Below are 14,075 nucleotides of genomic sequence, written 5' to 3' on the forward strand. Positions count from 1 at the left end.
AATGAAATTTCCTGAAACTTCCATTGAAAAAGAAAAAAAACAAATAGCTACAGAACGAACCGTCAGTGTTACTGTTGCGCAGGAATTTGAAATTAAAAAAACGAGCAAGCCACTATCCAAACAAGTGATCTCTACAGGTTTCAGTATCAATGCTTTTTTAAATAAAGAAGAAAAGCCGGAAGAAGATGAAAAAATAGGGATAAAAACTGAAGTACTTCCCCAAAATCATTTTACAGAAACAGACCTTCAGGCAGAATGGAACTTATTATTAAAACAGCTTCAAAAGAAAGATGCCTTTGTTTTTAATGCGATTAAAACTTTTAAACTTTTAAAATCAGGGGAAAATCAAATTACAATTTTATATCCTTCGGACTCCGCAAAAGTGGAATTTGATAAGATAAGCAGAGACTTTTTCAATCATTTTAAAACAAAAGTCCACAATTTTTCCATAGAAATTGAATACAAAAGAGACTTCGAAAATCTAAAAGTAGAAGTAATGACTAGAAGGAAAATCTTTGAAAAATTCATTGAAAAAAATCCTTTGCTTAAAGATCTGGATGACTTAATGAGATTTGATCTCACATAATAAATACTTTGTCAAAGTAAAAAAGCTGAAAATTTATCTATTTAATGAATTCATAAAATAAAGCTTCATCAAAATAAATTTTATATATTTGTCAAATATTTGAGCAGAAAATTATTTTTTAATAAATCAGATATCATTTTAAAAGCTATAGTATAGACAAAATTCACGGTGGAACATTTATCAAAAACATCCATGTCTGCTTTTACACCCGCTAATTTCTTTTTTAGCGGATATTTTAGCTTTGTATTTTCTTATTTTAGAAATTTCAGAAATTATTACCGGTCTTATTATTGGTATTGTTTAATCTGAATTTCTTTCCAAAAAATCTGGAAACAATGAATTGTTAATTCCTTTTTTCTATCACCTTTAATAATTTTAACGGCTTTTTTTGAAAAGAATTATAAAGTAAATTTATAATGCGAATGGCTATTGACCGAAATTAGTTAATAATAATAATAATAATAAAAATAAATCAACAATAATGAACCTAAAAGAATTAAAAAATGATTGGATCGACGAGTTTTCACGACCATTGATGATTGCAGGACCGTGCAGTGCTGAAAGTGAAGCTCAAATGTTGGAAACGGCAAGAAGAATCAGGGAAAGCAATGCGCAGGTACCGATTTTCCGTGCAGGAATCTGGAAACCACGTACCAAACCCAACGGATTTGAAGGAGTAGGAGTAATCGGTCTGAACTGGCTGAAAAAAGTAAAGGAGGAGTACGGCTTTAAAACCGCCACGGAAGTAGCCAACGCTCATCACGTTTTTGCGGCTTTGGAGGCTGATGTTGATATTCTTTGGGTCGGTGCACGCTCTACAGTAAATCCTTTTACCGTGCAGGAAATTGCAATGGCTTTAAGAGGAGTTGATAAACCTGTTTTTGTAAAAAACCCGGTAAATCCTGATTTAGCTTTATGGATTGGTGCTTTGGAAAGGCTTGTGGGTCAGGATATTAAAAAGCTTGGTGTAATTCACAGAGGATTTTCAACATACCAAAAAACGAAATACCGAAATAATCCCAACTGGCAGATTGCTTTGGATCTTAAGAGTCAGTTTCCTAATATCCCGATGCTGATCGATCCATCTCATATCTGTGGAAACAGGACGGGACTGGCAGATATCACTCAGGAAGCTTTAAACGTTGGTTACCAGGGGGCTATTATTGAGACACACAGCAATCCTGATGAAGCGTGGAGTGATGCTGCACAACAGATTACACCTGAAGTTTTAGCAGAATTGATTGGGAATTTAAAAGTGAGAAACAGTGGATTAGCCGGGTTTGAGGAAGAAATGGGTAGACACAGGACTCTGATTTCTGATATTGACTTTCAGCTGATTGAGTTGCTGTCTCAAAGAATGAAAATTTCTGAAAAAATTGGTAAGCTCAAGAAAGAAAATGACATTGCAATATTCCAACCAGAACGTTGGAAAGTAATCACGGAATATGCTAGCCAGAAAGCTTTAGAAACCGGAATGTCACAGGAATTTATTGAAAAAGTTTTCAAATCTATTCATGAAGAATCTATCGAGGTGCAAAATAATATTATGATTGACAGGTAATTGCGTTTGGGAGTTTTAGGGCTAGTGAAGTAATTAGAATAATATTCAAAAGTGTTTTTAAAGTTGCACAAAACCCTCAAACCTAATCCGAAAACCTTATATTTGTACTATCTTAGTATATGAAAGGAAAAATCATTAAATCTACAGGAAGCTGGTATCAAGTTTTAGAATTGGAAACCGAAAAGATCTTCGAGGCTAGAATTCGCGGAAAATTTAAGTTAATTAAAACCAGGCTTACCAATCCGCTTGCTGTAGGAGATTTTGTGGAATTTCAGCTTGAGCAGGACGATATTGCCTGGATCACAAAAATTGAGCCGCGCAGAAATTACCTGATCAGAAAATCTGTAAACCTTTCTAAAGAAGCACATATCATTGCATCAAACATCGATTTAGCCTGTTTTATTTTTACCTTAAAGCATCCTGAAACTTCTTTGGGTTTTCTCGACCGCTTTTTGGCATGTTGTGAAGCGTATAATATAATACCATTAATATTATTCAATAAAATTGATGTTTTGCATAAAGAAGAAATAGAAATTATAAAAGATATGGAATTTCTTTATCAGGAAATTGGATATGAAACATTAGAGATTTCCTCTTATTCAAAATTAAATTTAGATTTGCTTCAGGAAATTCTTAAAGACAAGACTTCTGTATTTTTTGGGCATTCCGGATGCGGAAAATCTACTTTGGTAAATGCTTTGCAGCCTGGACTTAATTTAAAAACTTCTGAAATTTCTGACATTCATTTAAAAGGTAAACACACTACAACTTTTGCCCAAATGCATTTTTGGGGTTTTGGAGGAAATGTAATTGATACACCCGGTGTTCGGGAGTTTGCAATGATCGATATCGAAAAAGATGAAGTCCAGCATTATTTTCCGGAAATTTTTAAAAAGAGAGAAGAATGTAAATACCATAACTGTCTTCATATTAATGAACCGAAATGTGCCGTAATTGATTCATTAGAAACTGGCAATATACAACATTCGAGGTATTCTACCTATATTAAATTAATGGAAGAAGCCGAAGTTTCTTCTCAAAAATAATCATCCATTATTGGAAATAATCTAATCTTAACAAAATTTTGTTGAATAAACTTATTATGTACATCTATAGGTAATATATTTCGATTCTTATATTAAACTTAATTATTAAATATTTATCATTGCTTTAAATATTAATTTTGTTATTATATTGATCAAATAATTAAACGTTTGTTTAATTGTTTAAAAATCTTTAGGTTAGCTGTAAAATTTGGGGATTATCCATTAATAAAAAACCCAGCCGAGGCTGGGTAAAAACTAATAACCATGAAAACTCAAATTAAACATGAGAATCGCATTAGAACAAACAATTACCATGCCAAAGTTTCGTTCAAGATTTCTTAATAAAAGTTATTTTTGTGTTAAAAATATTTTAAAATTAAAATCAAAGATATTTTTTGTATTTTTGCGCCATTAAAAAAATATACATTTATGTCTAACATTACTTTCACTATGATAAAACCTGATGCTGTGGCAGACGGACATATCGGTGCTATATTAGGTAAAATTGCAGAAGATGGTTTCAAGATCAAAGCAATGAAATTGACACAGCTTACTGTAGCTGATGCAAAAAGATTCTACGAAGTACACGCTGAAAGACCTTTCTATGGGGAATTAGTTGAGTTTATGAGTTCAGGGCCAATCGTGGCTGCTGTTCTTGAAAAAAACAATGCTGTTGAGGATTTCAGAACATTAATAGGTTCTACTAACCCTGCAGAAGCTGCGGAAGGTACGATTAGAAAAATGTTTGCAAGGAATATCGGTGAAAATGCTGTTCATGGTTCTGACTCTGACGAAAATGCTCTTATTGAAGCAAAATTCCATTTTTCTGGAAGAGAAATTTTCTAAGAAAATTATTTATCATAAGAAATCCGGAGAAAATTCTCCGGATTTTGTTTTTATAGAAAGTGGTTTTGAGAGTTTCTGCTCTCAGTTTAATGAACCAAATTCCATACGATTGATCGAGGCCAAATATTTTACAAATTATTCTCAATCGCGCCCACTTTTTCGCGATACAATTCTATGGGTTTATCTAATAAAACCGCAATTACAGTCATGTTTTTATCCAGCCTTTCCTTAGGGGCGTCAATGTAAATAATTCCGGGAATCTGGCTCCAGTATAATTTGTTATAAACTGTATGAGGAATTAGTGATCCTTCACCAGCAATCCGTATTCTGGCAATTCCGTTTTTGATCCCTTTTAAAGCAATCGGGCCGGTTGGGGTACCTTCTACAAAAAGATATAATGTCTGTCTGTCTTTAGAAAGAACTGTATTTCCTGAATAATGTCCCTCTGGAAGGCCTTTTCCGGTTTCAAAAAGAACTTCCGAATGTTTATTAATCCAGTTATAAGTTTCAGGATTTGTATTGGCATTTTTTTTTAGCATGTCTGTTCCATCGCCTGCCAGCCCTGAATTATTAAATATATTATTTCCTTTATACAATTGCTCTGCAATTTCGTATACTGCAGATTTTGCATTTTTATTTTCTAAAATCTGGTCTAATGTATAATTTTCTTTTTTAATGTTTGGATTTAACTTAATTTTATCGTTAAAGCTTAGTTCAATAACTGTAACATCCTGATCAAATTTGACATTAGAAAAATATAAAGTCATATTACCGTTGGAATCAGTCTTGTATACAACTTTTCCGGTAGGATCACCGATTACCCTGGCAGATTTTGGAATTGAATTTAAACCATAAATTTTAGTAAAATCTTTCGCTTCTTCTAAATAAATGAATAATTTTTTCCCATCCTTTGAAATAGCAGATTTTCCTTTATAATTTTCAAAAGGCAAGCCATTTCGGGTTCCGTATATTGCATCGGAATTTTTTGAAGTCCAACGTGCTAAATTTTTTAAAATTTCTATCTGCTTTTCAGGAATAGTCCCGTCTTCTTTCGGCCCGATGTCCAGCAATAGATTTCCTCCCATACTGATTACGTCTGCTAGAGTTCTGACAATCATGTTAGGGGTTTTAAAGTTTTGATCGAAAGGCTGATATCCCCAGCTGTCATTCATAGTGTAGCAAAGCTCCCAAAAGTCGTTATGGGGTTTTACTACTGGGACACCCTGTTCAGGAGTTTCGTAGTCGCCGTGATTGTTCAATCTGGAATTGATGATAATATTAGGATTGAATTTTTTCAGATTTTCCAGGGTTTTTGGGGCTTGCCATTCATCAGAAGTATGTTCCCAATCCCCATCAAACCATAAAAGATCCGGTTTATATTGCGTGGATAATTCATTGAACTGGCCTTGATAATAGCTTACAAAATTTTTCCAACGATTGGGGTCGTTTTTTATTTCGTATCGCTTTTTTGTTCGTGTATTAATGTCATAATAAGGATGGCTCCAATCCGGAAGAGAATAATAAAGACCAGTTTTTAAGCCTGCTTTTTTAAGTTCGGAGATGAAAGGCGTGAGAACATCTTTCTTAGCTAAAGAATTTTTAGGAATTGTAATTGATTTGTCGGCTTTTGAATCCCAGAGAGCAACGCCGTCGTGATGTTTTGTAGTGATCACAGCATATTTTGCACCGGAATCTTTTATCAACCTAATCCATTCTTGTGGACGGTATTGTGAAGCAGAAAAACCATTAAGCTGCTTCATATAATTTTCATGACTAATATAATTATTGAAAAACGCCCATGATTCAGGAATTCCATCTACTGAATAAATTCCCCAATGAATAAAAATTCCCAGTTTTGCATCTTGAAACCATTCCATTTTCTTGGTTTCAGAACTTATACTTTGAGCATTTATTTTTCCTGTTAATAAAAGCCCTAAAGAGATTAAACACAATAATTTTCCTTTCATTACTTGTCTTTTGGTTACTAAAGTAAAGAAAGCTTTAGATAAATCCCTATATAATGGCTGGATATTCTGATAATTGTCATTAATTATTAATTTTTTCGAATTATTGTTTAATTATATTCAATATAAAAGCATTTTAAATGTATTATTTTTAGTAAATAATAATAGTTTAATTTATTAAAATAGAATATATGAAATGATGACAATATTTTGAATTATTATTACTGTTCTTACAGCCTTAATAACATAGATTTTATGCTCATTCTTGTTTTGTAGTTTTGGGATTGGAAAATTGTCAGGCACTGAATATCCGAAATCAATGCAATTTATCAATAAAGAAAATCTAATCTTGTATTTTTCGTGAGCTTTATGGGAATATAATTTAGCTTCCGATTTTAACATTTTTGGATCGATGTGCAATCCGGTTTTTCATGTTTTGTTTATTTGATTGGTGTTTTTAGGAGTAATAATGTTTGGAAATGTTCCTAATAATCAATTAGATAAAATTGATATCGTCTGCTTATTGACAGAAGCTATTTAAAATCTGCGTAGCAGTTTTGAAAAATATGAAATTTGTTTAATAATATTAGGACTTTTTTCTCTATAAACTATTGCCGTGACTGTTTGTGCCTGTATATAGAATAAAATAGATTAGTTAAAAATTTTTAATCATAATCAGGATATAGATAAAAGCATTTTTAAAATTCCGTGTTTTTACGGATACTTTGTATCTGAATTTTTCTGATCTTTACACCACAGTATTAAAGTCTTAAACTAATAACCATTAAAGCTTAGATTTTCAAAGAAAAAGGCAGTTCAAATGAATTGCCTTTTGATTGTATTTTTGATAAAGAAAATTAAATCTTTAATAATTCTATTGTCCTTTCCGGGTTGTCCGCAGAGAAAACAGCATTGCCTGCTACTAGGACATCTGCTCCAGCTTCGAAAAGCTTTGCTGCATTGTCAAGATTCACTCCGCCATCTATTTCAATAAGTGCAGTAGAATTGTTGCTTAAAATCAAATCTTTTGTTTCAGCAATTTTTTTATAAGTGTTTTCAATAAATTTTTGTCCTCCAAATCCAGGGTTAACACTCATTAGTAAAACCAAGTCTACATCAGCAATAATGTCTTCGAGCATTAAAACAGGAGTGGAAGGGTTTAAAACAACACCTGCTTTTGCTCCTAAACTCTGAATATGGTGGATGGTTCTGTGAAGGTGGGTACAAGCTTCATAATGAACAGAAACCAAATCTGCACCATGATTTACAAATTCTTCAACATATTTTTCAGGCTCTACAATCATTAAATGCACATCCACAAATTTTTTGGCATGCTTCTGAACGGTCCTCATTACCGGAAACCCGAAAGAAATGTTAGGGACAAATCTTCCGTCCATCACATCTACATGGAGCCAGTCTGCTTGAGAATTGTTCAACATTTCAATGTCTCTTTGCAGATTCCCAAAGTCTGCAGATAAAAGGGAAGGAGCAATAAGCTTCGTTTTCATTTACTTTTTACTTTTAACTTGTCTCTTTTTTACTTTTATTAATGATATTTCAGTTTCATATCCGGTTTTATCTTCAAGATTGTTTCGTAGATGAGCTTGATTACATTTCCTACGTCTTCTTTAGAAACCATTTCCACTGTCGTATGCATGTAGCGCAAAGGTAAGGAAATTAATGCACTTGGGACACCCCCGTTGGAATGTGCGAAAGCATCTGTATCTGTTCCTGTTGCACGGCTTGCGGCAGCTCTTTGATAAGGGATTTTCTTAGCTTTTGCCGTTTCGATAATCAACTCCCTGATGGTGTGATGAACACTTGGGGCAAAAAAAACTACCGGACCGGCACCGCATTTTTGATCGCCTTCCTTTTTCTTTTCGATCATTGGAGTTGTGGTGTCATGGGTAACGTCTGTAACGATAGCAATATTAGGTTTAATAGTATCTGCAATCATATCAGCACCATATAATCCTACTTCTTCCTGTACGGAATTCGTAATGTATAATCCAAACGGAATAGATTTTTTATTTTCGCTTAAAAGTCTCACCACTTCCGCAATCATAAATCCGCCAACCCTGTTATCAAGGGCGCGGCAGACGAAATAACGATCGTTCATCTCAAAGAATTCGTCAGGGTAAGTGATCATGCAGCCAACATAAACTCCCAGGTCCTCAACCTCTTTTTTAGAAGTTGCACCACAGTCTATGAATATATTTTCAATTTTTGGAGTGGGTTCGTTTTGATTCGCTCTAGTATGAATAGCTGGCCATCCGAATACACCTTTTACAATACCTTTTTCACCATGAATATGAACTACTTTTGAAGGCGCAATGGTCTGATCAGAGCCACCGTTTCGGATGACATAAATTAAACCATCATCAGTAATATAGTTAACATACCAAGAAATTTCATCAGCATGCGCTTCAATTACTACTTTAAATTCCGCTTCGGGATTGATTATGCCATAGCATGTTCCGTAATAATCAACTTCAATTTTATCCACATATGGCCTGATGTAATCCATCCATATTTTTTGCCCTTCGTGTTCGTAACCGGTTGGTGATGAAGTGTTTAAGTATTTTTCTAAAAATTTCAAAGATTTCTTTTCAAATTTCATAAAAAGGAATGATTTTTGCGTTTAATTTTTCTTGTAATACGCGTAAAAATAATGAATTTTAATAAGATTGTTTATCTTTTTCTTTTCTTTTTTAGGGTCACTGTTTTTGGTCAAAAAGATTCTGTGTACGCAAAACCTTTGAGTCAATATCCTACAGAATTATTAAAAACAGATGAATTTGGAAAAAAATATTATTATGACGAAAGGCAGAAGATGAAGGTGTACGAGATTAACGGGGAAACGGTAATAGTGATGGATGAGCTTGTTTTGGTAAACAAACCGAGATTCAATAATCAACTAGACAGAAATTATTATTTTTTCCTTAATAAAAAACTAAATAGAGTGTATCCATTGTTTTTAACTGCACTTGAGCAATACAGGGGAATCCAGAAAGAAATGACTGATCTTGATAATAAAGCTAAAAGAAAATACATCAGAGACAGACAAAATATATTGGCAGACCAATATGAAAAACAATTAAGGGATTTAACCACAACAGAAGGCCAGGTCTTCGCAAAGCTGATGAACAGGGCAACCGGAAAGAATGTTTATGAAATCATCAAAGAATTAAGAGGTGGGTGGAGCGCATTCTGGTGGAATGTAAAAGGAAAAATGGCAGATATTGACCTCAAAGAAAAGTATGATCCGCATACCAACAGGACAGATGAGTATCTTGAATCTTTACTTCAATCGAACTGGAATTCAGGGTATTTGCAGCCTTATCCGGGAGCAAGTGAATTCAAAGTAACCAAATAATATTTATATTAAAAAAGAATTTCTGTAAGTATTTTACAGAAATTTTTCTTTTAATTTATCAAATACAATTTTATCTATAGGTAAAGGAAACGGATTATCCGGTATGTTGATTTCTATCCATTCTGTTTTTTCGATGCAAGGATCAAGAATTAAAAAATCTTCTTCATTCAAAATATTTACTATATAATATATGGTGAGCAGCTGCTCATTCTCTCTGAAACGCGAAACGAGAAAATTCTCCTGCGTATAAAAATGTTCCACCACATCAATTTTCACATTCAGTTCTTCATCGAATTCACGATGCAGGCATTCTATTAATCCTTCTCCAAATTCCAGTCCGCCACCCGGGAACTTCATTAAAGGTTCGCCTGCATATTCTTCAAATAAAGTCAAAACTTTTTTATCTTTTACAGCACAGGCATAAACTCTAATGTTTATCTTGTCTATCATATTTAATAATTTGTAAAGCTAATTTAGGAAATTTTATAGAGAAGTTAGAAACTAGAAATTAGAAATTAGTTTAAAATGATATTAATGATTAATTTAAATCTAACTACAATCCTCTATTAAAATACCTAATTTACTAACTTCTAACTTCTAACTTCTACAATTTAACAGCATTAATCATCTCTCTTTTTCCCGGTGGACCCTGTTTTTTTTCCACTTTAAAATTGAGCTCCTGAAGGATTCTTCTTACGCTGCCTTTTGAAGAATAGGTTGTTAATAAACCGTTAACCGCCATCTTTTCAGAAACCAGGTCAAAAAGAGGTTTTTTCCAAAGATCAGGCTGTACCCTGGCTCCAAAGCAGTCGTAGTAAACAAGATTAATTTTAGGTAAATTAATGTTTTTAAGTGAAAAAAAATCACATTCTATCTTTTTTAGATTAAAATTTTTAATGATTTCTATTGATTTTCCCCAATCTGCCTGATGAATTTTTTGATAAATATTTTTGAATTCCTTGTTATCGAAGAGTTCAAAATAAGCCAAATCGTTAATTTCGGATTCATTTATGGGATATTTTTCAAGGGTAAAATAATTAATGATATGATTTTTGTCAGTTTTTAAATATTCATTAATTGTTACCAAAACATTCAAACCTGTTCCAAAACCGAGTTCTAAAATATTAATTTCGTAATCATTTATTAAATTTAATCCATTTTTGATAAACACGTGTTCTGCTTCCTGAAGGGCGCCGTGGTGAGAATGGTAGTTTTCATTTAATTCATTGATAAACAATGTTTTACTGCCATCGTTTGTGGTCTTAATTTCTCTTTTCAAGCTATTTTTTTACAAATTTACTCTAAAATTTTTATATTTAGAAAATTATGTTAAATTTGTAGAACATCATAAAAAATTTTAGAAATGATAATTCAAAAAACTGAAAACTCCCGAATTTCTACATTCGATCCAAACAATTTTTCATTCGGAAATACTTTTATTGATCATATGATAATATGTGAATATGAGAATGGAAAATGGGGAGATGTAAAATTAGTTCCTTACGGTCCTTTGATGTTTACTCCTGCCATGATGGGTATAAACTATGGACAGGCTTGCTTTGAAGGCATGAAAGCTTACAAAGATAAAGACGGACAAGTTTTCCTTTTCAGGCCTGAAAAGAATTTTGAACGTATCAACAAGTCGGCAAAGCGTCTTGCAATGCCTGAAATAAGTGAAGAAATGTTTTTGGACGGACTAAAAGCATTAGTTGACATCGACAGAGATTGGATTCCTTTTGGAGAAGGTATGTCATTATACATTAGACCATTGATTTTTGCTACGGAAGAGGCTTTAAAAGCAAGAGTAGCTAATAAATATATGTTTGCAATCGTAGCAACACCTGCAAAGAGTTATTACGCAGAACCGGTTTCTGTAAAAATTTCTGATCACTATTCAAGAGCGGCAAACGGCGGTGTGGGCTTTGCTAAAGCTGCTGGAAATTATGCGGCATCTTTCTATCCTACACAGCTGGCAATCGAAGAGGGATATGAGCAAATTATCTGGACAGATGATTCTACTCATGAATATTTCGAAGAAAGCGGAACAATGAATGTGTTTGTAAGAATCAACGATACAATTTATACACCACCAACATCTGAGAAAATCCTTGATGGTGTTACAAGAGACAGCTTTATTCAGCTGGCAAAAAGAAGAGGAATCGAAGTAAAAGTAGAGCCTGTTAAAGTAAAAGAGGTTATAGAAGCTCAAAAAAATGGCTCTCTGAAGGAAGTTTGGGGAGTAGGAACAGCAGTTGTTACAACAGTTTTCCAGGCTCTAGGTTACAATTGTGAAAAATTTCCATTACCGAGACTTTCTGATGAGGAAAGCTATGCAGTTATGTTGAAAAATGATTTGGTTGGTATACAGACTAACCTTGAGGAAGATCCTTTCGGATGGAGAGTACTGGTTGATCATGTTTTGGAAACAGTTTAATTTTAAACTTAAAATTAATATAAGGTCGGGAATTTTTCTCGGCTTTTTTGTTTTTTACCAATCTTGTTTGTAATTTTGAATACAGACTGAAAGTTTGGGGACGTAGTTCAAAAGTGAAATGAGGAATCTATTTTAAAATTTTCTTCTAATTTTTGTTGATATAGCTTGTCATCCTGTCAAGGATCTATCATAGTATTAGAAATATAATGGAAAGATTGGAGTCTAGATCTTTTGCAGACTGATAAACTTTGCAGTTATTTTTTAATGATTGAATAAAAGTCTGCCACCTTTACCCTGATTGACTCTATAATATATTTTAAATTTCAAATCCTTGAAACTCGTTCCTCGTTTTGGAGTATTTGTTTGAGCTCATTTTTTCAGGGTTCGGCTTGGCGGCTTTGCCGCCAAGCCGAACCCTGAAAAAATAGTGAATACAGAAAGCAGGATAAAACTACTAAAAAAGAAAGGAAGTTGAAAAGATAGATAATGGAAATGTTAAATGTTTGAGGATAACAATTTCCTTCCTTTGTCAGGATGATAGTAAAAATGTTATAATTTTTAATTCAATAAGTACATCAAGTTTTGTAATTGATTCATGAAATGTGTATTTTCGCAAAAGTTTATGAAAAAATTACTCTTCATATCCATATTAGGTTTACTGGGCTGTAGCAAAAATGCGCAGACACATCCACCTGTGGGCGGAGTCTTAAGTCAGGATGATCTCAATGTTTCCAAAAACAGGATGAAAAATCTGAATACTCAGGAAAGAATGCAGATTCAGCAATGGATCAATGATCAGCCTGTGAAATTTTACCCTACCCAGCTTAATTATTGGGTAAGTGCGGAAGGCTTTGATCAAAGGCAGAGAAGACAGGATAACTCATTGATTTCCTATTCTTATAATCTTTATGACTTTGATCAGACTAAGATCTATGACCAACCGATCGAAAGAAGAGATGCCAAATTTGGACACTTTGATGAATTAAAAGCTGTAGAAGATGCTTTGCGTTTTATACATGATGGTGAGGAAGTTACGCTTTTGGTTCCGTCTTCTCTGGCTTATGGAACGTACGGCGACGAGAAAAAAATTGACAACGATATACCATTAATCATAAAATTAAAAGCATTATAATCAATGAAATTGTTTAACAAGAATATAATTCTGGTAGCGGCAAGCGTTTCGCTGATGAGTTGTACACCAATTTATAAAAAAATGAACGTAGACAAAGAAACTTACGAAGGTCTTAATGACGGACTTTATGCAAATCTTCAAACGACAAAAGGTAATTTGATCGTAAAATTCGAGGATAAAAAAGCACCTGTAACTGTAGCTAATTTTATTGGTCTTGCAGAAGGAAAAATCGACAACAAAGCTAAGGCTAAAGGAGTTCCTTTTTATGATGGAACGATTTTCCATAGAGTGATCAAAGATTTCATGATTCAAGGGGGAGATCCTCAAGGAACAGGGATGGGAGATCCTGGATATAAATTTGAGGACGAGAAAAATGACCTTAAACATACAGGAAAAGGAGTGCTTTCTATGGCGAATTCTGGACCAAATACAAACGGTTCTCAATTTTTCATCACAGAAGTTGCTACACCTTGGTTGGACGGAAGACACACGATTTTCGGAAAAGTTGTAAAAGGTGAAGATGTAATCGATGCGATTGCAAACGTAGAAAAAGGAGCTCAGGATAAACCTAAAACAGATATCGTTTTAGAAAAAGTTTCTGTTTTCAGCAAAGGTGAAGAGTACAAAAACTACGATCCGGCAAAAACTTTCACAGAAGGAAAAGCTAAAATCGCAGAAAACAACAAAATCGCTCAAGCAAAAGAAGAGGCTGATAAAAAGAAAAAAGAAGAAGAATTTAAAGCAAACCAGGAGAAAATAGTTGAAAACCTAAAGGCTGGAATGCAAAAAACTGAATCTGGACTTTACTATAAAATCACAAAAACAACAGACGGAAAAGCTCCAAAAGCGGGTGATAATGTTTCTGTACACTATGCGGGGAAATTGGTAGACGGGACAGAGTTCGATTCTTCATTCAAGAGAAACGAGCCCATTGAAATTCCTATTGGAATGGGAAGAGTAATTAAAGGTTGGGATGAAGGTATCCTTTTATTAAAAGAGGGCGAAACCGCTACTTTATTGATTCCGCCGGCAATGGGCTACGGAGAAAGAGGAGCAGGAGGAGTAATTCCGCCAAACGCTTGGCTTGTTTTCGATGTTGAGCTTGTAAAAGTAAAATAATCAAAAATTGC

General features: G+C 33.6%; 13 protein-coding genes. 8 read left to right on the top strand and 5 right to left on the bottom strand.

Translation table 11 applies throughout. From position 1 onward, the window contains the following. Position 1 precedes the first annotated feature (1 nt). The 4 genes from BW926_RS00250 to BW926_RS00265 all read left to right on the top strand — a co-directional run bounded on the left by BW926_RS00250 (position 2) and on the right by BW926_RS00265 (position 4,039). The gene (locus BW926_RS00250) at positions 2-586 is read left to right on the top strand and encodes a hypothetical protein (protein ID WP_228403362.1); all 585 of its coding nucleotides are present in this window, start codon (positions 2-4) and stop codon (positions 584-586) included. A gap of 481 nt (positions 587-1,067) precedes the next feature. Then, positions 1,068-2,147 (top strand): chorismate mutase, encoded by a 1,080-nt coding sequence (locus BW926_RS00255; RefSeq protein WP_076443392.1) that lies wholly within the window; start codon positions 1,068-1,070, stop codon positions 2,145-2,147. Positions 2,148-2,266: 119 nt separating this feature from the next. Further along, on the top strand, positions 2,267-3,193 hold the full coding sequence (gene rsgA, locus BW926_RS00260) for a ribosome small subunit-dependent GTPase A (RefSeq protein ID WP_076443393.1): 927 nt from the start codon (positions 2,267-2,269) through the stop codon (positions 3,191-3,193). A 429-nt stretch (positions 3,194-3,622) separates the two neighbouring features. After that, positions 3,623-4,039: a nucleoside-diphosphate kinase gene (locus BW926_RS00265; protein ID WP_076443394.1), complete on the top strand. Its 417-nt coding sequence runs from the start codon at positions 3,623-3,625 to the stop codon at positions 4,037-4,039. 128 nt (positions 4,040-4,167) lie between these two features. On the opposite strand, the gene BW926_RS00270 is transcribed toward BW926_RS00265, so the two are convergent. From BW926_RS00270 to BW926_RS00280, 3 genes are all read right to left on the bottom strand, one after another. Then, positions 4,168-6,006: an alpha-L-fucosidase gene (locus BW926_RS00270; RefSeq protein WP_076443395.1), complete on the bottom strand. Its 1,839-nt coding sequence runs from the start codon at positions 6,004-6,006 to the stop codon at positions 4,168-4,170. 854 nt (positions 6,007-6,860) lie between these two features. Next, positions 6,861-7,511 (bottom strand): ribulose-phosphate 3-epimerase, encoded by a 651-nt coding sequence (rpe, locus tag BW926_RS00275; protein ID WP_076443396.1) that lies wholly within the window; start codon positions 7,509-7,511, stop codon positions 6,861-6,863. Between the two features lie 38 nt (positions 7,512-7,549). Next, the gene (locus BW926_RS00280) at positions 7,550-8,623 is read right to left on the bottom strand and encodes a chryseobasin maturation metalloprotease ChrP (RefSeq protein ID WP_076443397.1); all 1,074 of its coding nucleotides are present in this window, start codon (positions 8,621-8,623) and stop codon (positions 7,550-7,552) included. Positions 8,624-8,674: 51 nt separating this feature from the next. Between BW926_RS00280 and BW926_RS00285 the strand changes: the two genes are divergently transcribed. Next, the gene (locus BW926_RS00285; protein WP_076443398.1) at positions 8,675-9,379 is read left to right on the top strand and encodes a DUF4294 domain-containing protein; all 705 of its coding nucleotides are present in this window, start codon (positions 8,675-8,677) and stop codon (positions 9,377-9,379) included. Between the two features lie 33 nt (positions 9,380-9,412). On the opposite strand, the gene BW926_RS00290 is transcribed toward BW926_RS00285, so the two are convergent. Continuing rightward, positions 9,413-9,829 (bottom strand): NUDIX domain-containing protein, encoded by a 417-nt coding sequence (locus BW926_RS00290; protein WP_076443399.1) that lies wholly within the window; start codon positions 9,827-9,829, stop codon positions 9,413-9,415. A 154-nt stretch (positions 9,830-9,983) separates the two neighbouring features. Continuing rightward, positions 9,984-10,658 (bottom strand): tRNA (5-methylaminomethyl-2-thiouridine)(34)-methyltransferase MnmC2, encoded by a 675-nt coding sequence (mnmD, locus tag BW926_RS00295; protein ID WP_076443400.1) that lies wholly within the window; start codon positions 10,656-10,658, stop codon positions 9,984-9,986. Positions 10,659-10,742: 84 nt separating this feature from the next. Between mnmD and BW926_RS00300 the strand changes: the two genes are divergently transcribed. The 3 genes from BW926_RS00300 (at position 10,743) to BW926_RS00310 (ending at position 14,064) form a co-directional block, all read left to right on the top strand. After that, positions 10,743-11,813, top strand: a complete 1,071-nt coding sequence (locus BW926_RS00300) for a branched-chain amino acid aminotransferase (protein ID WP_076443401.1) — start codon at positions 10,743-10,745, stop codon at positions 11,811-11,813. 622 nt (positions 11,814-12,435) lie between these two features. Then, positions 12,436-12,945, top strand: coding sequence for an FKBP-type peptidyl-prolyl cis-trans isomerase (locus BW926_RS00305; RefSeq protein WP_076443522.1), 510 nt, complete (start codon positions 12,436-12,438; stop codon positions 12,943-12,945). A 54-nt stretch (positions 12,946-12,999) separates the two neighbouring features. Next, complete coding sequence (locus BW926_RS00310) at positions 13,000-14,064, top strand: peptidylprolyl isomerase (protein WP_143756481.1); 1,065 nt, start codon at positions 13,000-13,002, stop codon at positions 14,062-14,064. Positions 14,065-14,075: the final 11 nt, after the last annotated feature.

This window comes from Chryseobacterium sp. RU37D (assembly GCF_900156075.1).
Lineage (GTDB): Bacteria > Bacteroidota > Bacteroidia > Flavobacteriales > Weeksellaceae > Chryseobacterium.